Here is a 19,012-nt window from a genome sequence, read left to right on the forward strand (position 1 = left end):
CATTTTGAGCCAAAGGTTGAAGATAACTTCCGAACTGAAAGCGACTAACAACGGGTCTTTGACCCGTATCCGGACTTTCAGTCCGTAATACTAACCCACCTACTTTAGTAGGTGGTTGTTAAGTCCTTGGTTCTGTTCGTGTGGCTTCGATTCCGATCATTACCATCCCGGTGTGTGTGATAGGTGTATTTGCAGTCATGCATCTACTTGGGTTTAGTATCAACGTGCTGACTATCTTGGCCATCATTCTTGCAATTGGTTTAGTTGTCGATGATGCCATTGTTGTGGCTGAAAACTGTTACCGACATATCGAAGAGGGCGAAACCCCTTTTAATGCTGCAATCAAAGGGTGTCGAGAGATCGTTTTTCCTGTGATAGCGATGACGCTCACGTTAGCGGTCGTATATCTACCTATTGGCCTGATGTCGGGCTTAACCGCCGATCTATTTAGACAATTTGCTTTCACGTTAGCTGCTGCAGTGATCATCTCAGGGTTTGTCGCTTTAACGCTTTCACCCATGATGTGTGCTTACTTAATGAAGCCAGTTACAAAGCCAGCAAGGTGGTACAAAAAAGTTGATGCGAAGCTGAATGTTCTGTCTGACTTGTACACCAAAGAACTGAGCAAATGGTTTGAGCGTAAAACACTGATGAGCTGTATTGCTTTGGTGTTGATTGCTCTGTCTGTTTTGGCGGTTTGGAAAATGCCTCAAGTGCTACTTCCAACCGAAGACACTGGTTTTGTCGAGGTGACTTCAACGCCACCAACAGGGGTAGGGCGTCAGTATCACCTCGACAACAACGAGCAACTTAACAGTGTGTTCAAAGGTGATCGTTCGGTAGAGGCAAACTTGTCTTACATCGAAGGGACTCCGACCAATCACGTTTTATTGAAATCATGGGGCGAGCGTGACCAGTCAGCTGATGAACTGGTTAACGAGTTTATCGCCAAAGCGCAAAGTTCGGTCTCTGCTTATGGCATGTCTTTCAAGGTTCGCTCGGCAGATAACTTAAGCATAGCGACCAATATGATCCTTGAGCTGACGACGGTTAACCGCGACACCTCGGTGCTGTCTGAAACCGCAAGTGAGGTCGTTGAGGCGCTTGAGGGTTATGAGGGCGTGACCAACATTAATAATTCGATGTTACGCGACCAATTACGTTATGACTTGTCGATTGACCGTAATGCGATTGTGTTGTCTGGTGTTGATTACAGTAACGTAACCAACGCGTTATCGACCTTCCTTGGATCTGTGAAGGCGGCAGATTTGCAAGCCGATGACGGTTATACATACCCCATTCAAGTTCAAGTAAACCGAAAGGATCTCGGCGACTTTAAGGTTCTCGATAAGCTGTATGTGGATTCACAGTCGGGGCAAAGGCTTCCTTTGTCTCAGTTTGTATCAATCAAACAAGTGACATCGGAATCTAACTTTAAGACGTTCATGGGTAAAGACAGCGCTGAAATTACCGCAGATTTGATGCCCGGATACACGGCGAGTGATGTGAAAGCCTACATTGATGATACGGTTCCAAGCTTATTGAAACCGGCGCAGAGCTACGAGTTCAATGGCATAGTTAAAGACTTGGTTGATTCAACAGCAGGCGCACAAGTGCTGTTCGTATTAGCGTTGATTTTCATCTTCTTGATATTGGCCGCGCAGTTTGAAAGCTTTGTCGACCCAATGATCATCTTGCTGACGGTGCCATTGTGTATCGTGGGTGCGATTTTGACGCTGTCGGTATTTGGTCAAAGTCTCAATATTTATTCGAAGATCGGGCTACTGACATTGGTTGGCCTAGTGACCAAACACGGTATTTTGCTGGTGGAGTTTGCCAACGAGAAACGTAAATCTGGCGTGAGTGCAAAAGAAGCGGCGATCAGCAGTGCACGTTCAAGGCTGCGTCCTATCTTGATGACCTCACTGACGATGATCCTCGGTTCATTGCCATTGGCATTAGCAGATGGTCCGGGTTCATTAGGTCGAATCAATATTGGTTTGGTGTTGGTCGGAGGTTTGACTGCCGGAACCTTCTTCTCACTGTTCTTAGTGCCAGTGGCTTACGTTGGTATGGCGAATCTAAAACAGATGGACATACTGACTCGGTTGAGAACGAAACCCGCATAACTCGCTATATAGATTGACGAGTCAATTGAAGTGAAAACTAAAACGCGCCTACCATGACCATGGTGGGCGCGTTTGTATTTATTCTCTCAATTGCCATGAAAGGCTAAGAGAGTTTGTTTCATTTAACATGGTGCGAAGCTGTCTAGAACTGTGCGAAATTGTCCAGAACGGTACGAAGCTGTCTAGAGCGGTACAAAACAGTCTAGAACGATACAAAACAGTCTAGAACGGTGCAAAATTGTCATGAACCACGGTTGGTATCGTCCAACGTTGATGCGCATCTATAGGCTCTGGTAGCGAATTGTGGTGTGGTATTTGTCCACGGTCTCCATACAACCACAATACCAAGTTCGAACGTTCACCACTTGTTATCGGCAGCGCCGCATGTGCGACGTTTCCTCGATGAATCATAGCGACACCGGGCGTGAATGTTGTTTCGTTCATCTTACCCGTAGCAGGGTCATAAAAATTAAGTTCTGACCCTGAAAACTCTTCATCTGGCATATTTACGTTAATGTTGAGCGTGACAGAAGACGCATCAGTATGGAGACGTAAAGAGGTATCTTTATTCGCTTGATACTGAATCGAGAACCCAAAAGTTTGTGTATCGTAGCCCATGATTTCTGGGAACAATAAACGAGCGATAGGGCGCATGTAACTGTCGAGTAAATCTCGGTAAAACGCTTGGAAACTTGGCGCTGCTAAATAACCTTCTGAACGGCTGTCTAACATCGCTCCACCACGGTTAAGCACTATGCCATATGGTGGGCGCAGCGGAATTTGTGCGTTAGAGACCGCTTCCAAGTAATCACGCAACTCAGCGAGACGTTCAGCATCAAAGAACTGGAACTTAAATACTCCAGGAGAGATCTCTTCGAGCAAGTCTTTTACCGCGATTTCTTTCGTTGGATTTTGCCAAGCTTCTCTGACAGTTTCACGCAGGCGGGCATCTAACAGCGAATCATCGAAATCCAATTGGCTGCCTTCCGCACTTGCTTCCCATTCTTTCCAAGCTTCGCTGAACAAGCCCTTATTGTTGTCCCAAAACTGTTGTACAGAAGGAGCTCGTTGAAGCATCGCTTCTCGTGTCGGTAAATCGATGGCGCGTGCGCGCTCTAGTTGATTAGATAACATAATGTGTTCGCTCCTTTTGTTTGCTTGCGACCAAACTATTACACCAAGGTTTGTAGATAAACGGGGTGCAGGGCAAAACAGAATTAACGTTTTCTATATAATCAAATAGCGGCTTAGCGGTTCTGCTTAAGTCAATAAGCGGCAGGAATAGTAGTGATGAACAAATTACGGAGTGATGGGAAGCTTAGACGAACATACAAATCCTTTTGCAAGTTCGATGGGGGAAGCGTTATTTAGAAATCGTAGTTTAGATTCATTGAACTGTAGATTTCAGCGTTACTTTGGTCTGACGCAACCGTAGTATTGTAAATGTATTCGGTATCAAACGTGAGTGCCAAATTGCCCATCAGAATGTTCTTCAAATAGCCCTTTAGGTTGTAGTTGGTATTCTCTTCACCGTAAGCCATGTTAGCCGTTGCCCCCATAGAAAACGTTTCTGTTAGGGTTAATGATCCATCAATATTGGCATTGACGATCAGTTCATAGTTCTCTTTGTTTGGAAACTCTTCATCAGAAGACTGTCGCTTACTGATTCGGTAACCCGGACCGGCAGATCCTTGGAGTTTGATTCTTTCAGTATCATAAAAGTGGCGACCCAGTCCTGTAGCCGTTATGAATTGCTTACGATAAGTACCAAAGTGGTCGTGTTCAAAACGTGTTGTGGCGACCAAATAGGTGACTTCGTTCAGGTCATAGCTAATGCCATAGTTGGTGGTATAGCGATTGGTGCCGTCTTCATCGTTTTCAGCATCGGTATAGTAGGTATCAAATTGAACTCGTTGGCCCCAGTTCTCTTTTTTGTATCCAACAGAGATTCCAGAGTTGATCGACAAAGATGAGCTTGTGTTTTGTGAGTAGATAAATCCGAGCTTAGTCAGGGTCGTAAAAGGGGATTCTTCAGCTTCTTCTTTTAACTCAGAAGCTTCGCTTAATACGACGTCGTCCTCGAGTACAACTTCTTCAACCTCTTCTCCAAATACGGGCATAGAGAACGCGATGAGAAATAAAGGCAGTTTTGCTCGGGATCGTGTGTATGAAACTGTATTGGTTAATGGGCGCGTTGTTTGTGAGGTAGTGTGTGTCGACATAATGGTTTGGTTTATAAAGTGATTTAACACGACGAACGTAAGGTTAGCCGTGAATAGTAGTCAATGATTGAATCGAAAATTGGATTGATTTAAGACGCGATAGGCAAAGGCGAGAAGATGGTTTTAATCGCAGAAAACCCGTTGCCTCGATGAGGGTTGAAATCTTCAATATGCACAAAGAATTCAAGTATCTCAGAGGGTTTATCATCTTCGATTAATAGGAACTCGAGTAATCCCTGTTCGACATGGCATGAAACAATGGTCTCACTCGAATAGTCAGCTAGAACCTGTTCAACATTGATTAAGACGCTGGTCTCAGGCAAGACGTTGAAAGCATCTTGCGCGCATTTAAGAATACAGCTGCACACATACTCACGATATAAGGTGTTGCTTTCAGAAAGAGGCATCGTTTCAAGCTTCACTTCGCCTTGGCACAATACCTTTTTCTCTTTAGGGATGACGTTGTGCTTATTAACCTGAATATTGACTTCTAATAGGTGCCCATTCTTATAGGTATTAAAGTTATGGTTTATCAGCTTGGTGTCGACTACAGCGGCGTTTATAGGGTTCTGCTGCGCTTCTGAAAGGGCAGAAAGCTTGGCGCCACTATCGTTGTTTAAAATGCCTTTCGACAACTGATTACCTTTGGCCCAGTAGCTGTAGTGTTGAACCCAACTTACAAACTCAGTTTTGTATTGTTCGATGTCTTTTTCGGCCGCACGCTCAATATTGTTGGTGAGGGTGTACAACTTCGACTTGCTGCCCAGCAACATATCTAGCCAGTTAGGCTTGTACTCATCGAGTGCTTCCATGGCTTTGACTTTATGATCGAATCGGACCGTTGGCATTGCCGGCGCAGGTTCCATCGCAATCGACTCCCAATTCATTTTTGGGGTCGGAATGGTATGCACGGATTGGATTAAGTGGAGGTGCTGATTGAATAAGCTCACTTCGCTTACCGCGTCCTCAAGTTGTTTGGTATTCATCTACATTCCTGTCGACTGTTGTTCTTGTCATTTGGCGCTTAGTTTATGTTCAAAGTGCGCGAACAGTATTTAAATGAACGTGAATGATCTTTCGTGAGGTTGCTTGATATTGGTTTAGGAATATTTTGGGGAGAAAGCTAGGTTTATGATTGAAATAACAGCATAGAAACACAGAGAACAGGCGCTCTCTGTGTTGGTCAATTTGCTATTATAGAAACTCGCTGATGGGTATTATCTTTGGCGTCTTGCGACCAAAGTAAATCGGTAATCGTTAGACGTGAAGTAGTTACGGCTGTATTCAAACACCGTGTTATTGGCAAGGTAACCGCGAGTACGTTTTTCAATGATAGGCTGAGCTGGGTCAATACCTAGCTGTTTCGCAACATCTTCAGGCGGAAGAATCGGCACCAATTCTTGCTCACTTCTATCAATCACCATGCCTTTGGTGTTCTCAATAAAGTCGTACTTTGATGTCTGCATCACTTGATAGGTGAGATCTGGGAATAGGGCAACAGGTAACCAAGTTTCTTCAACCGTGATTGGATTGTTGTCTATGAAACGAACACGCTTTACGTAGAAAACCAATTCGCCTTCTTTGATATCTAAATGCTCAGACATCGCCAAAGAACACGGCTTCATTTCAAAGGCCAGAACGTCACTGTGTGTAACCACATCCAAATGCGCCCACTTTTCTTGAAAGCTCGACTGTTTGTAGATGTCGTAATTGATCTTGTTCTCTTTGACGTAAGTGCCGCTGCCTTGAACGCTTTCAAGCTCATCGTTTTCGATCAGTAGTTTCAGCGCTTGCCTAACCGTCACACGGCTTACCGAGAATACTTCACGCAATTGCGCTTCTGTTGGGAGTGCTTCTCCAACTTTATATTCTCCAGAACTGATCTTTTCTCTTATTGCATCTGCGATTTGGCGATACATAGGGAGTCTTGCCATTTTTGCCTCATTTGTGCGCTAGAACAACTAGACTTTGATTAACAACCTGTACCTTAAATACGTAAATTTGCTCTATATAAGCCTTGCTTTAAAGGTTAGTGTGAGCGTCGTATCGGCGTTTTGTAGTACATATAATACAAATTAAACGATACATAACAAGCTTTCTTAAAGGATTTGCCAATACGATTTAAATACAAATTAAATACAAATATGTATTGATGAGATCGTGATTACGGATTAAATGTCTTGAAGTTGTATTATTCTTCTCGTCGGCAGGGACGACTGTCGTACTAATCCGTGACTATGGGACAAAGGTTATGAAACTTACTACTCTAACGAATAAGTCGCTCGTAAATCTGCAAACTACGTTTAGCAGTCGAGAAGAAGCGATTTACGCACTTGCTGACCAACTGGATCAGCAAGGCAAACTGCATAACAAGCAAGAGTATCTTGATGCAGTATTTGCTCGTGAAGAGCAAGGCCCGACAGCGCTTGGCGAAGGCCTAGCAGTACCGCATGGCAAGACTGACGCGGTTAAAGAAGCTGGCTTCGCTGTAGCAACGCTTAAAGAAGACATGAAATGGAAAGGCTTGGATGAAGACGAAGATGTGAATCTTATCTTCCTAATTGCGATTCCAAATGCAGAAGCGGGTTCTACCCACATGCATCTGCTTACCGCACTGACAACTACATTGGTTGACGACGATGTTCGCGAAGCGGTATTAAAAGCGACAACGGCTGAAGAAATCTTTGCGCTTCTTGATGGCGACAATCAACAAGAAGAAAAACAAGACAACTTAGATACAAATGCACCGACAATTGTATGTGTTACTGCTTGCCCTGCAGGCATTGCTCATACCTATATGGCGGCAGAATATCTTGAAAAGGCGGGCAAAAAGCTTGGCTATAATGTGCATGTTGAAAAACAAGGCGCAAACGGTATTGAAGATCGCTTAACTGCGGAACAACTTAATAATGCTGTAGCGTGTGTGTTTGCTGCTGAAGTTGCGATTAAAGAATCTGAGCGCTTTAATGGCATTCCTCGTGTTGAAACCCCAGTTGCAGAACCGATTAAGCACGGTGAACGCATTCTTAATGAAGCGATTGAAGAGTCGAAAAAAGGTAATGGTGCAGAACGTAAAGTTGCTACCGATGACAAACCGAAGAAACTGCCGTTGAAAACTGAGCTTAAACAAGCACTGCTTTCTGGTATTTCTTACGCGGTTCCTCTTATCGTTGCTGGTGGTACTGTTCTTGCGGTTGCTGTTCTTATCGCGCAAATTTTTGACCTGCAAGAGCTCTACGCAACAAAAGATTCTTGGCTATGGATGTATCGCAAACTAGGTGGCGGCCTACTGGGTACGTTGATGGTGCCAGTACTGGCGGCTTACACAGCTTACTCATTAGCAGATAAACCGGCACTGGGTCCTGGTTTTGCCGCGGGTATTGCAGCAAACATCATTGGTTCAGGTTTCCTTGGTGGTGTCGTTGGGGGTTTGATTGCTGGTTACGTGATGCGTTGGGTAAAAGAGCATGTTCGCTTAGGCCCTGCGTTTAACGGCTTCCTTACTTTCTACCTTTATCCGGTGATCGGTACTTTGGTGGCAGGTAGCTTGATGCTATTTGTTATCGGTAAACCTGTAGCGTTCCTAAACCAAGGTCTAACGGACTGGTTGAACGGTATGTCAGGCACCAATGCGCTGTTATTGGGTGCGATTCTTGGTCTGTTTGTATCATTCGACTTGGGTGGTCCGGTAAACAAAGCCGCTTACGCATTCTGTTTAGGTGCAATGGCGAACGGTGTTTATGGCCCATACGCAATCTTTGGTTCAGTAAAAATGGTATCAGCGTTCACCGTAACGGCTTCAACCATGATTGCTCCACGCCTATTTAAAGACTTTGAGATTGAAACCGGTAAATCTACATGGCTACTTGGCCTAGCGAGTATTACCGAAGGTGCAATCCCAATGGCGATTGAAGATCCAATCCGTGTAATCGGTTCATTCCTACTAGGCTCTGTGGTTACAGGCGCGATGGTTGGTGCGGCAGGTATCGGTCTATCGACTCCGGGTGCAGGTATTTTTTCTATCTTCTTGTTACACGATTCAGGTTTGGGCGCATTCTCTGCTGCTGCAATCTGGTTCGGTGCTGCGATTGTCGGCACAGTGATTTCAACTGTTACTCTTCTGATGTGGCGTGGTCATGCTGTAAAAAAGGGTAAGTTTGAAGCAAGTACTGCAACACAGAACTAACTAAATTTTGAGCTAACTTCTAACTCGCAATTAAAACACCATATAAAAAATAACGAACAACTTGGCTGTCCTAAATACCTGTGCTCCTAACGGTTTTATTCACACAGATTCTGGGCGTGGTTTTCTGCACCCTAAATTTAGTGGCAGCCAATTTTAACCCCTTGAAAAACTTTAATTTAGTCGTATTTGAGTTCGAATTTTAGATTTACTCGAAGCGACACATTTAGGTAAATGATTATGACTACATCACGCGTACATATTACTCCACACATGCACTGGGATCGTGAATGGTATTTCACAACAGAAGAGTCTCGTATTCTTCTAGTGAACAACATGGAAGAAATCATGAACCGTCTGGAGAGTGATCCAGAATACAAATACTACGTTCTAGATGGTCAAACCGCTGTTCTAGAAGACTACTTTGCGATCAAACCAGAGAACACAGAACGCGTAAAAGCATTGGTTGAAGCGGGCAAGCTTATTATTGGCCCTTGGTATTCTCAAACCGACACAATGCAAGTTTCTGGTGAGTCAATTGTACGTAACATGATGTATGGCATTCGTGACTGTATGAAATTTGGCGACGCAATGAAGATTGGTTACCTACCAGATTCATTCAGCATGAGTTCTCAACTGCCGATGATCTATAACGGTTTCGACATCACGCGTGCAATGTTTTGGCGTGGTTGTTCAGAGCGTCATGGCACGAATAAAACAGAATTCTTATGGCAATCAAACGACGGCAGTGAGGTTACGGCACAAGTGCTTCCGCTAGGTTACGCAATTGGCAAATACCTTCCACAAGACGAAGAAGGCTTGCGTGCTCGTTTAGATAAGTACTTCCCAGTGCTAGAAAAGCCATCGGTAACGAAAGACATTTTGCTGCCGAATGGCCATGACCAAATGCCGATTCAAAAAGACATCTTTGAAGTAATGGACAAACTTCGCGAAATCTACCCAGATCGCGAATTCTCAATGAGCCGCTTTGAAGAAGTATTCGAAAAAGTAGAAGCAGCACGCGACCAACTCGATACAATCAAAGGCGAATTCAACGACGGAAAATACATGCGTGTTCACCGTACTATTTCGTCTACGCGTATGGACATCAAACTGATCCACGCTGAAATCGAAAACAAGATTGTAAATATCTTAGAGCCGCTAGCGTCTATCGCTTGGACATTAGGCTTCGAATACCACCACGGCTTGATTGAGAAAATGTGGAAAGAGAGCATGAAGAACCACGCTCACGACTCGATTGGCTGCTGTTGTTCTGACAAGGTTCACGCTGAAATCCTAAACCGTTACATCCTTGCGGACGACATGGCGACCAACCTGATTCATTTCTACAAGCGTAAGATTGTTGACCACATGCCGGATCGCGAAGGTTGCGACAAACTAGCAATGTTCAACCTTTCTCCGTACGAGCGTGAAGAAGTGGTGAACACGACTATCACTATCCGCGCTCAAGAATTCTCAATCTTTGATGAAAACCAAAACCCAGTTGAATACTTCATCCAAGACAAGCGCCAAATTGACCCAGGTAAAGTAGACCGCCAAATCGTTCACTACGGTAACTACGACCCGTTCATGGAGTTTGATATTCAAATCAAACGTAGTGTTCCAGCAATGGGCTTCACCACGTTACACATCCAAGGTAACGAGAAGGGCGCAGTAAAAGTTGCAGAACAAAAGGACTACTTGTTAGAAAACGAGTACTACCGAATCAATGTGAACGACAACGGTACTCTGACTATTTTCGATAAAGAGACAGAACAAGTATTCGACCAAGTCCTTCGTTTAGAAGACGGCTCTGATGACGGCGATGAATACGACTACTCTCCATCTCGTCAAGAATGGTTACTGTACTCAGATGAATTCTCGGTAGAAACATCAATTGCCCACCAAGGCTTCCAATCGGTAGCGAACATCGCTTTCCGAATGAACGTACCTGCAAATCTTGCAGAGCGTGAAGAGCGCACGGGTCAAAACGGATTCGTTGAAGCGCAATGCCAAGTGGTATTGAAGCAAGGTTCTCGCCGCATCGAAGTACGCATGGAGCTAGACAACCAAGCCGACGACCACCGTGTACGTGTGCTAGTACCAACACCATTCGTTTCTGAAACTGTGGTTGCAGATAATCAGTTCGGTTGTATTACTCGACCAACCAATGACCCTGCAATGGCAGTTTGGGAAGAAGAAAAGTGGAAAGAAGCGCCAGTTCCTGTGTATCAGTTAATGAACTTCGCAGCGCTAGAAAACGGCAAAGCGGGTATGGCGATTATGTCGAATGGTCTGCGTGAATTTGAGGTGATTGCATCCCAAGGTGGCGAGAATAGAGATACCTTCGCACTGACACTATTCCGCGGTATCGGCGTGTTAGGTAAAGAAGAGCTATTGCTTCGTCCGGGTCGTCCTTCAGGTATCAAGATCCCGACCCCTGATTCACAAGTGCGCGGCAAGCTAGTGTGTGAATTCACGCTGTGTGGCTTCTCTGGCAACCATATTGACGCGAACATCATGGCGCAAGCACGTGACAATGTCACTCAGATCGAATGTTACAACAAGATCCCTTACAACGCGATGAAGCTAAACGTAGGCGAGCAAAACCTACCAATGAGCTTTAGCCTTCTGTCTAAGCAACAATCAGGCGCAGTACTAAGCGTACTGAAGAAAGCGGAAGACGAAGATGCGTTGATCATGCGTGTCTACAACCCGGCAGAAACAGGTTCAGTGTCAGATTCAATCTCCTTCACTCAAACCGTTTCAAGTTGGAAAGAGACAAGCATGGACGAGCGCGTACGCGAAGGTGATGTAGCAACAGAAACCTTTGGCGACTTATCTTTTGGTGAATTGGCATCTTGCCAAGCAAAAACATTCCAAATTAAATTCTAATTTTAATCACCCGCTCACCTTGGTGGGCGGGAATGGTGAACGACAATGAAAATTGTAATTGCCCCCGATTCATTTAAAGAATCACTCGACGCTCATCAAGTTGCGTCTTGTATTGAGCGTGGGTTTGCTGACGTTTTCCCTCACGCAGAGTTTGTGAAAATGCCCCTCGCTGATGGCGGAGAAGGCACGGTAGACGTGTTGCTAGAGGCGCTCAATGGTAAGAAACAACGGTTACAAACGATGGATCCAATTGGACGTGAATGCACGGCTTATTGGGCTTCACTTGTACAACAGGTTGATGGAAAAAGCGTAAACACTGCCTTGGTAGAGTTTGCCCAAGCGTCGGGTTTAGACCGATTAACCGTAGAAGAAAGATCACCTCTTACAGCATCATCTTACGGCACAGGGTTGCTGATTAGAGATGCGTTAGATAAAGGCGTGGAACAAATCATCATTGGTCTGGGCGGTAGTGCCACCAATGACGCGGGTGCTGGCATCTTACAAGCCTTGGGAGGCCAGTTATTCGACAAACAAGGCAACGAGCTATCTGGTGGCGGCGCCGAGTTAAGCCAGTTAGCAAGCATCAATCTTGATGGACTACACCCTAGATGCAAAGAAGTGACGTTCGTGGTCGCATGTGATGTGAGCAATCCACTGTGTGGCGAAAGCGGAGCCAGTGCCGTGTTTGGCCCGCAGAAGGGAGCATCACAATCTCAAGTTAAACAACTTGATACTGCGATCGGTCACTTTGCCGATATCGCTCAAGCACATACGGGTACTAATCATCGCGACACAGCTGGTTTTGGTGCTGCTGGTGGTACGCCATTGGGGTTAAGTCTTGCCTTCAATATCCAAATTAAAGCAGGTATTGAGGTGGTATTAGATGCCTTGGATGCAGATAAGGTTCTTGAAGGTGCTTCACTGGTCGTAACTGGAGAGGGGCAGATGGACAACCAAACCCTGCAAGGTAAAACACCTTACGGCATCGCTCAGAGAGCTCAAAAGCTGAGTATTCCAACTATTGGAATTGCGGGCTCTTTGGGGCAAGACGTTGAAAAACTTTACGGCTCAATGTCTAGCCTATTTGGAACCGTACGTTCACCTCAGTCTTTAGACCAAGTTTTATCAGAAGCGAATCAAAACCTGACTCGCACTGCCCGTAATATCGCCGCCACGCTCAAGCTTGGCAGCCAGATTTTTAATGAGAAGTAATTATGTCTCTATTTAAACTCGATAACGTTATTCAAAACTACGCATGGGGAAGCAAAGACTCCATTAACCAACTGTTTGGTATTGTGAACCCAAACCAAGAGCCTCAAGCAGAAATTTGGATGGGTGCTCATCCTAATGGTTGCTCCAAAGTAGGCGATACCGGTGAGCCGCTTTCTCACATGATTGATGAAAATAGGATCGATGTCTTAGGTGGGTACACGGCGGCACGTTTCGGTGAGCTACCTTTCTTATTTAAGGTGTTAGCAGCTGAAACACCTTTGTCGATTCAGGTTCATCCGAATAAGCGTAAATCTGAATTAGGTTTTGAGCGAGAGAATGCACTTGGTATCCCTTTGAATGCGTCAAATCGTAATTACAAAGATCCAAACCACAAGCCTGAGTTGGTTTATGCGTTGACCTTCTACAAAGCGATGAATGGCTTTCGTCCAATCGACGATATTATTGCCTTGTTCGAAGAAGCGGATATTCCTTCGTTAGCGATTGAGCTTGATGTACTTAAAGCCAATGCCGACAGTGATTCTCTGAAGTCTTTCTTTAGCGCAATTATGTCTCTTGAAGGTGACCGCAAAGTGTCTGCGCTTAATGAGCTTTATGCTGCACATGCGCGACCAGCTAAAACGGTCATGGGGCGTGAAGCTCTGCAATACAGCATTGAATTCAAACAGCACTATCCGGGCGATATTGGTTTGTTTGCACCATTGATGCTCAACACGGTTGAACTGGCGCCCGGTGAAGCGATGTTCCTGTTCGCAGAAACACCTCACGCTTATGTTCAAGGCACAGGCTTGGAGATCATGGCAAACTCAGACAATGTGCTGCGTGCCGGTCTCACACCTAAATACATAGACGTTCCTGAGCTTATCGACAACACGATCTTTGAGCCGATTAAGCCAGAAGATATTCGCCTTAAGCCTGTATTGAAAGAGGGCAAGATGAGCTATCCGATTCCTGTGGATGACTTTGGATTTGATATCTTATCTGCGACTGATGAGAGCAAGTCACAGTATCTACGTAGCGCGGAGATCTTGTTCTGTGTGGAAGGAGAGGCGACCGTCACCTCAGAAGGTCGTACAGTTTCTCTTAAGCCTGGAGAATCGGTCTTTGTAAGTAGTAATTCAAGTGTTTACCAATATCAAGGGAATGGCATTTTGGCTCGTGCTTTTAACTAGTGCCCCCGTGCTAGTTAAAGCAAAAGAAATGTCAGAGTGCCACTGCAAGGTGGCTCTCAATATTGGATTGATGGTTGTTACCTATCTGTCTTTGACAGTCATGATTATTGACCATACCCGCTACTCTGGCGGGTTTTTTCATTATTAGAATGAGCAGATATAAGCTTGTAGAAACGAAAAACCCTGCGATCAGAGCAGGGTTTTCTATTGAATCAGTACTGAGTGACTGGTTAGGCAATGTGAGTCATTTTATTAAGCACAAAGGTTTCGATACAATCTTCAGTCGCAGCCATGTACTCGGCGATGTGTTGGCTCGCTAAGTGTTTCTCTAGATGAGCTTCAGACTCCCAGTTCTCATGAAAAACGAAGTGAGCAGGGTTACTGTTATCTTGGTGCAGATCGTAGTTAATACAGCCGTCTTCAACACGGGTTTTGTCGATCAATTTAATCATCTCTGATTTCACTAACTCAATCTTATCTTCTTTAGAGACGATTGTTGCAATAATCGTTAGCTTGCCCATTCTTTATTCCTCGATGTTCCACTCAATAAGTGCAAGTAATATAAGTATAAATTCAGACTGAAAAAAGAGTTCTGGGATCCAATAACTATGGTTCTTAGCATCCACAATTCAAACTCGAGAGCATAGAGCTAGTGGTAATAGGTTACGCTTATTAAAAAGCCCTCATAGAAACAAGAGGGCTTGGTAGGTCTCAATTGAATGGGTTAGTTACTGAAATCAGCCTTTACCCAGATCATGCGGTGGTCAGATGAAACATCTTTACCGTTACCATAATCACCAATTCGTGAGTCATTGAATAGCTTGCGTCCTTCTTCGTACGAAGCTGACCAATAAACACCAGATTCAACAATGTTTAATGTAGCTGATGGCAGTGCGTAGTCTACAGCAAGTCCAAACGTCGAAGTGATACGGTTTGGCTGTGGGTGAGATGATGATTTATCGACGGCATGCTCAGCAGCACCGTAACTTGTCGGATATAAGCTGCCATTGGTGACATCTTGGTTAACTAATGCATCGTTGTGCAAGTCTTGCATCACAGAACTAATACCGTCGCCATCTACTGGGTCTAGGTTTTGATCGCCCATCATGACAAAGTGTTGCCCTTGCTCAAGGCCACCCGTTTTTCCAGAGTCGTCATAGATGAACGATTTGTTTTGGATATATTGGTGCCAGAAGTCTACTTCGGCTGCGTTCTGTTCAATGTTCTTACCTACATCGAAAGCAGGCGGAGTAGGGTGCGACATCAGTAAGTGAACAGTTTCTGTGCCATCTTTGGTTGGGATGAGGATTGGCGCATCAACGTGGTTCTTTGAAGACAAGCGAACTTCTGCCCATTCGTCGTTCGTGTACCACTCATCGCCGCAAACCATACCTGTTGGGAACTTACTAGGATCGTCGCAAACAGTGATTGTTGGAATAGTAGCACCTTCGAGATCTTTCCATTTAAATTCTTGGAATGTACGCGTGTTGGCTGTGTCGATTTCATATTTTGACATCAGAGCAAATGCGTATTGCCCATGATACAAACCGAAGCCCCACGCATCTCCTGGCAGTGTTCCAGCGTTACCATCATTGTCTAAATCAAAACCAAATTCGTTTAGTAAACCTGTATTAGTTGAGTAGCTTTCAAAGTATGGGTATGAGATTGGCTCTAAGTTTGCGTCGCCACCTGCACCTTCAATACTTTGAGCGACAGAGAGATAGTTCTTTTGAAAACCTTCTAGCGCTGATTTATCAGTACCTGTGCCGTCATTGTTAAATTCAGCCATCATAAGCACGTCAGGGCGATTCTTTTGAATCACAGCTGCAACGTTGCGGATCTGAATAACTTTTGCTGCCGTTTCTTTGCCAGCGTCATCAATCGTGTTATCCAAATAGTCGGTCACTAGTTTTGTTTGAGCGCTTGGCTCAATCTGCATTTCCGTTACAAGGTCTTGGAAGGTGGCACGATCAAAAGACAAGTTGTAAGTCGCGATCTTTACTTCTTCAGGTTGAACGTAATCAGTGTCGCTGCTGCACCCGATCAAAAGTGCGGAAGAGATGGCGAAAGCGATAGATGTTTTTAACAATTTCATAAAGTGGGTCCGCTATTTGCTGAAAGAAATTTGGGACGCGCATATTATGAGATGGACATCATGCTGTAAGTGATACTTGTCACAGGTGGAGCTCCAAGGTGACATCTTGTTGCATTGAAAATGTGACATTTGGAACTAGTGTCTTTTATTAGAATAAAGACTTAAAATTCATGGGTTTAATTAGAGCTGTGAATTAAAAAAGCCCTCATAGCAATATGAGGGCTTTTGAATAAGAATCAAACAGTGTTGTTATTGGGGTGTTAAGCGTATTGCTTTACTTTAAGCATATTGTTCCACTGTCATCGCCCAATTTTTCTTCTGCTGTTCAAAATTCATTTTGATTTGTTGGTAACGAACCTTAAGTACTGAGTGTTCGTACTTCTTCACAACGTCTTCGCGCTTACTTTCAAGCAGCTGTTTTTTAACTTCGTAATACTCGTTCATGTTTGATACTAGAGCATCAAACTCTTGTTGAAGCTTCTCTGCTATTTGTTGCTTGTCGGCACGATGCATGATTTTTTGCTGGGTGCGTTTAAGTAGCATTGACGCTTCAGCTTTTTCAATACGAGCTTGTGGTGTTTTCTTAAGCTTGCTTGCTAAGCCCATTAAAGAAGCACTCTTAATCAACCATTTTGTTGGATCGTATTGCCACCAGTAGATGCCGTTACGGTAGTCGTTCTCAAATATGTGGTGGAAGTTGTGGTAGCCTTCGCCAAAAGTGAGCACCGCTAGCACACCGTTGTCACGCGCTGTGTTTTTGTCGGTAAAAGGTTGACTACCCCAGATGTGAGCAAGAGAGTTAATGAAGAATGTGGTGTGGTGGTTGAGGACCAAACGAACTGCACCCACAATTAACAACATGCCAAGCACGTCACCGTAAATTACACCTAATGCGATTGGAACACCGAAGTTCATAAGTAATGCCAATAAAACGTAATGCTTGTGCTGCCACATAACAATCTTATCTTTTTTCAGGTCGCGACAATTTTCGTAATCTGTGTACATTGCAGTGTTGTAATTACGAATCATCCAGCCTATGTGCGAATACCAAAAGCCACGCTTTGCTGAGTATGGGTCTTTGTCGTTGTTATCGACATGCTTGTGGTGCACACGGTGATCAGAAGACCAGTGTAGCGCGCTGTTTTGTAGAGCAAATGCGCCACCTAATGCAAATAGAAATCTTAGGCTTGAATGCGCTTCAAATGCTTTGTGCGACCATAAGCGGTGATAACCCGTCGTGATAGAAAGGTTACAGAACGTAAAACAGATCGCTAGCCATATCCAGTGCTCCATACCATAGCCAAAAAAGTAGCCATAAACGGGAGCCGCGACAACAGCAAGCAGCATACTAAAAGAGAAAACAAAAATATTGAGCCAGATTAGTGGTGGCTTTTTTGTTGATGGTTTTTCGGCACTATTCATTAGTAAATTTCCATTGAGCTTACATCTGTTCGCTAGAATATCAGCGTACACGTGTAAGTCAATATTGAAAGTGTAAACGTGTATTAGTATGTTTTGCTTAAATATTGTATAAAGGTAGTGTGAAATGTAGTAGCAAGTCATAAATGGAAGTACTAAGGGCTAATAAATGGAAATTAAGGTAGCTGAATATAAAGATTATGAGCGGATTGCCCAATTACACGCGGATAGCTGGAAGCTATATTACCGTGGCATTCTTGCTGATGATTACCTAGAAAATGATGTTTTGGAGGACAGATCTGTTATTTGGCAGACTCGTTTGATTAATCCTCCTTTCAACCAACATGTTTTATTGCTTGAAGAAGGCGGTTTACTGGTTGGTTTTGTCTGCGCGTTTGGTAATCACAACTTTGAACGTGGTACGTTCATTGATGCGTTACACGTAGACAATAATTACCACGGTCGTGGTGTTGGCAAGCGTCTATTGTCTGAATTGTCAAAGTGGTTGCAGCAATACTATTCTGATTCGGGGCTTTACCTAGAGGTGATGTCTGAGAACCACCAAGCGATTGCTTTTTACCAGGCGATTGGTGGCAAAGAAGAACTAGAGCAAGTTTGGAACGCACCATGTGGCAGCCAAGTGAATGAAAAAGTGATTTCTTGGAGCTCTCCCGTTGAACTTGAACAGAAAACAGCGAGCGTTGTGTATTCTTAGTCGATTCTTGTTGAATACTGGTTTTTTGCTGAGTAGCAGGTTCTTAACGAAGCTATTTTAAAGCACAAGAACAAAGACAAAAGCCCCGAGCATTCAATTGTTCGGGGCTTTTTTGATTGGATTAGTGGTCATTTAAATGAATCGCTAAGGCGCGTAAAATACTGGGCGATTAATCACTCCATGTGATCTTATTTCTACCGCTCTTCTTCGAAATATAGAGTGCTTGATCGGCATCGTCGATAAGTTGTTCGACAGAGCCGAGAGCCTGTGACGCATGTTTCACACCGATTGAAATCGTTACTTCTAACCGAAGGAGAGAAGGAGATTCTAATAGGGAGTTAACTAGCGATTCAATTGAAGCCTCAGTTTCTCCTTGGACCATCACCAAAAACTCTTCACCGCCGTATCGAAAGCAGTTACTGCTGGTTGGTAGCCTTTTTTGAATCTCATCGGCCAGTTCTTTGATCACCATATCACCCATTTGGTGGCCGTAGGTGTCGTTAATCGATTTGAAATGATCAATATCTATCATGATCGATGTTATGGATAACTGACGGTCTATGCTTGGTTCGATCACCTGATGAAGATAAAGGCGGTTGTAGCAACCCGTTAGCGCATCTTGATAAGAAAGGGCTTCAAACATATTGGATTGCTTGCGGAGTTGTATTGCTTGTTTACGAAGCTGTTCGGATTGAGTAAATCGTTTATGCACTTCGAAATCTCGTCTTAAACAAGAAGCTGCAATAAGAATATAAGCTGAAGCGTATACGGAAATGGTTTCTATTTCGTGACTAGGCTCTGCTTCATAAAGCTGAGGGGCAAGGCCAACGAGAGTGTGCCGTGGGCACTGAACCCTGTTTTCTAAGGAAGGCAAACAGGAAGATGAGCATAAGCTCACGAAGAGATGGAGGTAGGCCCTCCAGAGTCTGCTGTCGGAAGCCGGCTCTAAACC

Annotated in this window: 12 protein-coding genes and 2 pseudogenes; 6 read left to right on the forward strand and 8 right to left on the reverse strand. The window is 44.3% G+C overall.

The features are described from left to right. Positions 1–125 precede the first annotated feature (125 nt). Positions 126–2,129, forward strand: a pseudogene (locus H5300_RS19435) (efflux RND transporter permease subunit); the annotation flags it as partial. A gap of 222 nt (positions 2,130–2,351) precedes the next feature. Here the strand turns inward: H5300_RS19435 and H5300_RS19440 are convergent. The 4 genes from H5300_RS19440 to H5300_RS19455 form a co-directional block, all read right to left on the reverse strand. Then, positions 2,352–3,263 carry a 2OG-Fe(II) oxygenase gene (locus H5300_RS19440; RefSeq protein ID WP_017086861.1) on the reverse strand — a complete coding sequence of 304 codons (912 nt, stop codon included), beginning with the start codon at positions 3,261–3,263 and terminating at the stop codon, positions 2,352–2,354. 233 nt (positions 3,264–3,496) lie between these two features. Continuing rightward, positions 3,497–4,249 (reverse strand): YdiY family protein, encoded by a 753-nt coding sequence (locus H5300_RS19445; RefSeq protein WP_017086862.1) that lies wholly within the window; start codon positions 4,247–4,249, stop codon positions 3,497–3,499. Between the two features lie 191 nt (positions 4,250–4,440). Beyond that, positions 4,441–5,337 carry a hypothetical protein gene (locus H5300_RS19450; protein ID WP_017086863.1) on the reverse strand — a complete coding sequence of 299 codons (897 nt, stop codon included), beginning with the start codon at positions 5,335–5,337 and terminating at the stop codon, positions 4,441–4,443. Positions 5,338–5,568: 231 nt separating this feature from the next. Continuing rightward, positions 5,569–6,285, reverse strand: coding sequence for a GntR family transcriptional regulator (locus H5300_RS19455; RefSeq protein ID WP_004731293.1), 717 nt, complete (start codon positions 6,283–6,285; stop codon positions 5,569–5,571). 317 nt (positions 6,286–6,602) lie between these two features. Between H5300_RS19455 and mngA the strand changes: the two genes are divergently transcribed. The 4 genes from mngA to manA all read left to right on the forward strand — a co-directional run bounded on the left by mngA (position 6,603) and on the right by manA (position 13,831). After that, positions 6,603–8,537, forward strand: a complete 1,935-nt coding sequence (mngA, locus tag H5300_RS19460) for a PTS 2-O-a-mannosyl-D-glycerate transporter subunit IIABC (protein WP_182796637.1) — start codon at positions 6,603–6,605, stop codon at positions 8,535–8,537. A gap of 237 nt (positions 8,538–8,774) precedes the next feature. Then, positions 8,775–11,429, forward strand: a complete 2,655-nt coding sequence (mngB, locus tag H5300_RS19465; protein ID WP_182796638.1) for a mannosylglycerate hydrolase — start codon at positions 8,775–8,777, stop codon at positions 11,427–11,429. A gap of 45 nt (positions 11,430–11,474) precedes the next feature. Beyond that, positions 11,475–12,641 (forward strand): glycerate kinase, encoded by a 1,167-nt coding sequence (locus H5300_RS19470; protein ID WP_182796639.1) that lies wholly within the window; start codon positions 11,475–11,477, stop codon positions 12,639–12,641. A gap of 2 nt (positions 12,642–12,643) precedes the next feature. Next, the gene (manA, locus tag H5300_RS19475) at positions 12,644–13,831 is read left to right on the forward strand and encodes a mannose-6-phosphate isomerase, class I (protein ID WP_108186236.1); all 1,188 of its coding nucleotides are present in this window, start codon (positions 12,644–12,646) and stop codon (positions 13,829–13,831) included. Between the two features lie 230 nt (positions 13,832–14,061). Here the strand turns inward: manA and H5300_RS19480 are convergent, their stop codons facing one another. From H5300_RS19480 to H5300_RS19490, 3 genes are all read right to left on the reverse strand, one after another. Then, positions 14,062–14,352, reverse strand: coding sequence for a putative quinol monooxygenase (locus H5300_RS19480; protein ID WP_061025548.1), 291 nt, complete (start codon positions 14,350–14,352; stop codon positions 14,062–14,064). A gap of 203 nt (positions 14,353–14,555) precedes the next feature. Next, positions 14,556–15,926 (reverse strand): endonuclease/exonuclease/phosphatase family protein, encoded by a 1,371-nt coding sequence (locus H5300_RS19485; RefSeq protein WP_182796640.1) that lies wholly within the window; start codon positions 15,924–15,926, stop codon positions 14,556–14,558. A gap of 279 nt (positions 15,927–16,205) precedes the next feature. Then, entirely contained in the window at positions 16,206–17,348 is a 1,143-nt protein-coding gene (locus H5300_RS19490) for a fatty acid desaturase (protein WP_182796641.1), read from the reverse strand. A 166-nt stretch (positions 17,349–17,514) separates the two neighbouring features. Between H5300_RS19490 and H5300_RS19495 the strand changes: the two genes are divergently transcribed. Beyond that, positions 17,515–18,060 carry a GNAT family N-acetyltransferase gene (locus H5300_RS19495; RefSeq protein ID WP_004731280.1) on the forward strand — a complete coding sequence of 182 codons (546 nt, stop codon included), beginning with the start codon at positions 17,515–17,517 and terminating at the stop codon, positions 18,058–18,060. A 169-nt stretch (positions 18,061–18,229) separates the two neighbouring features. On the opposite strand, the pseudogene H5300_RS19500 reads toward H5300_RS19495, so the two are convergent. Further along, a pseudogene (locus H5300_RS19500) lies at positions 18,230–18,892 on the reverse strand (GGDEF domain-containing protein); the annotation flags it as partial. Positions 18,893–19,012 lie beyond the last annotated feature (120 nt).

The sequence above is a fragment of the Vibrio sp. SG41-7 genome (assembly GCF_014164465.1).
GTDB classification, from domain to species: domain Bacteria; phylum Pseudomonadota; class Gammaproteobacteria; order Enterobacterales; family Vibrionaceae; genus Vibrio; species Vibrio splendidus.

Excerpts from the sequence above, each read along its gene's own strand:
- manA (WP_108186236.1), top strand. The coding sequence starts at position 12,644 with ATGTCTCTATTTAAACTCGATAACGTTATTCAAAACTACGCATGGGGA.
- H5300_RS19470 (WP_182796639.1), top strand. The coding sequence starts at position 11,475 with ATGAAAATTGTAATTGCCCCCGATTCATTTAAAGAATCACTCGACGCT.
- mngB (WP_182796638.1), top strand. The coding sequence starts at position 8,775 with ATGACTACATCACGCGTACATATTACTCCACACATGCACTGGGATCGT.
- H5300_RS19480 (WP_061025548.1), bottom strand. The coding sequence starts at position 14,352 with ATGGGCAAGCTAACGATTATTGCAACAATCGTCTCTAAAGAAGATAAG.
- H5300_RS19440 (WP_017086861.1), bottom strand. The coding sequence starts at position 3,263 with ATGTTATCTAATCAACTAGAGCGCGCACGCGCCATCGATTTACCGACA.
- H5300_RS19490 (WP_182796641.1), bottom strand. The coding sequence starts at position 17,348 with ATGAATAGTGCCGAAAAACCATCAACAAAAAAGCCACCACTAATCTGG.
- H5300_RS19445 (WP_017086862.1), bottom strand. The coding sequence starts at position 4,249 with ATGCCCGTATTTGGAGAAGAGGTTGAAGAAGTTGTACTCGAGGACGAC.
- H5300_RS19450 (WP_017086863.1), bottom strand. The coding sequence starts at position 5,337 with ATGAATACCAAACAACTTGAGGACGCGGTAAGCGAAGTGAGCTTATTC.
- H5300_RS19495 (WP_004731280.1), top strand. The coding sequence starts at position 17,515 with ATGGAAATTAAGGTAGCTGAATATAAAGATTATGAGCGGATTGCCCAA.
- H5300_RS19485 (WP_182796640.1), bottom strand. The coding sequence starts at position 15,926 with ATGAAATTGTTAAAAACATCTATCGCTTTCGCCATCTCTTCCGCACTT.
- mngA (WP_182796637.1), top strand. The coding sequence starts at position 6,603 with ATGAAACTTACTACTCTAACGAATAAGTCGCTCGTAAATCTGCAAACT.
- H5300_RS19455 (WP_004731293.1), bottom strand. The coding sequence starts at position 6,285 with ATGGCAAGACTCCCTATGTATCGCCAAATCGCAGATGCAATAAGAGAA.